The organism is Streptomyces aureus (assembly GCF_001418135.1).
GTDB lineage: Bacteria > Actinomycetota > Actinomycetes > Streptomycetales > Streptomycetaceae > Streptomyces > Streptomyces aureus_A.
This window is the reverse complement of sequence record NZ_LIPQ01000189.1, coordinates 1-1,408: the sequence shown is the minus strand read 5'-3', so window position 1 is coordinate 1,408 and position 1,408 is coordinate 1. Positions and strand designations below refer to the sequence as shown.

Here is a 1,408-nt window from a genome sequence, read left to right as displayed (position 1 = left end):
AGGCGTCATCTCATGTGGTGGGGATAGGGATCCAGGATCGTTCAGCTACTCCGCGACGTTCGCGATGAACGTGTGGATCTCGGCGGTGAGGTTGCGCATGTCCTCTCCCGCCGCGTGCCACGTGGTGGTCTCGAACTGCCATTCCTCCGAGGGGGCCCGGTCACGGATCCCCCAGGCCAGTCGGACGTAACCACCAGGGTGGTGTTCCGCTGAGAGAGTCAGGTCGTAGCAGAGGGAGTGCCACGTACGTGCTCCTTCCCAGCCCCGGAAGTCTTCGGCAAGTGAGGCGAGGAAGGTGTCGAGACCGTCGCCGCCCCAGGTCTCCACCGAGGTCTCGACACTTCCCCAGGGCCCGCGGGCCCTGATGAGGAAGTCGAGTGTTGGTTCGTCCTCGTACCGCCGGGTCGGCTTCGAGAGCAGTAGCGGTGCGGGCTCTGAGTTCCCCACCAGGACCATAGGGCGGCCGGAATCGTCGTAGTCGAGCACGCGATCAGATTAGAAGACCGGGTTGGGCAGCCGTCGCGCTCCCGGCTGCGCCGGCATCGGGCGTAGCCGCTTTGAGGCATGATCGCCAACTATGGCTGTGGATCTTGAGCGCGATCTCGTTCCTGACGGACTGTGGGAGATTGCGGCGCCGCTGATACCGCCGTTCAAGCCACGTCGGCAGGGCGGTGGAACGGCTCCGGTGGCGGACCGGAAGGTGTTCTGCGCAATCGTGTACGCGCTGACCACGTCGTGCGCTTGGCGTCGCTTGCCGCCCTGCTTCGGTGTGAGCCCGGCCACCGCGCACCGCCGGTTTGCTGCCTGGACAAGGGCCGGCTTGTGGCGGCGCCTCCACAACGAAGTCCTTGACCGGCTGGGGGCCGCAGGGGTGATCGACTGGTCCTCTGCTCTGGTCGACTCTGCCTCGGTCCGGGCGAAAAGGGGGGCCAGCTCGTAGGGCCGAATCCGGTCGACCGGGGCAAACCCGGCGCCAAGATCCACATCTTGACTGACGCCCAGGGCCTACCGCTGGTCACCGCGGTCTCTGCCGCGAACACCCACGACAGCCTTGCTCTCAAGCCTTTGGTCATGGCTCTCCCCGACGTGCGTTCGCGGCGCGGACCCCGACGCCGCAGGCCCGCCAAGCTCCGTGCAGACAAGGGGTACGACTACCCGGAGATCCGCCACTGGTTGCGGAACCGGAACATCACACCCAAGATCGCGCGACGTGGCATCGAGTCGAGCGAGCGCCTGGGCCGTTACCGCTGGAAGGTTGAACGCAGCATCTCGTGGCTGTTCAGCTACCGGCGCCTGAGCATCCGCTACGAACGCGAAAGCCGGCATTTCGCCGCCTTCCTCAGCCTTGCCGCCACCCTGATCTGCTACAAGCGGCTTGCCAAACTCGCCACGTGAGATGACGCCTAAG

2 protein-coding genes are annotated in these 1,408 nt (G+C 65.8%); one reads left to right on the top strand and one right to left on the bottom strand.

What is annotated here, in order from left to right:
- Positions 1-45: 45 nt before the first annotated feature.
- Positions 46-456, bottom strand: coding sequence for a DUF6228 family protein (locus AOK00_RS17440; RefSeq protein ID WP_055601234.1), 411 nt, complete (start codon positions 454-456; stop codon positions 46-48).
- A 121-nt stretch (positions 457-577) separates the two neighbouring features.
- Here AOK00_RS17440 and AOK00_RS37250 point away from each other — a divergent pair.
- A protein-coding gene (locus AOK00_RS37250; protein ID WP_107097410.1) for an IS5 family transposase occupies positions 578-1,395 on the top strand; the annotation gives its coding sequence in 2 pieces (ribosomal slippage) (positions 578-920 and positions 920-1,395; 819 coding nt in all).
- The last annotated feature ends 13 nt before the right edge of the window (positions 1,396-1,408 follow it).

Excerpts from the sequence above, each read along its gene's own strand:
- AOK00_RS17440 (WP_055601234.1), bottom strand. The coding sequence starts at position 456 with ATGGTCCTGGTGGGGAACTCAGAGCCCGCACCGCTACTGCTCTCGAAG.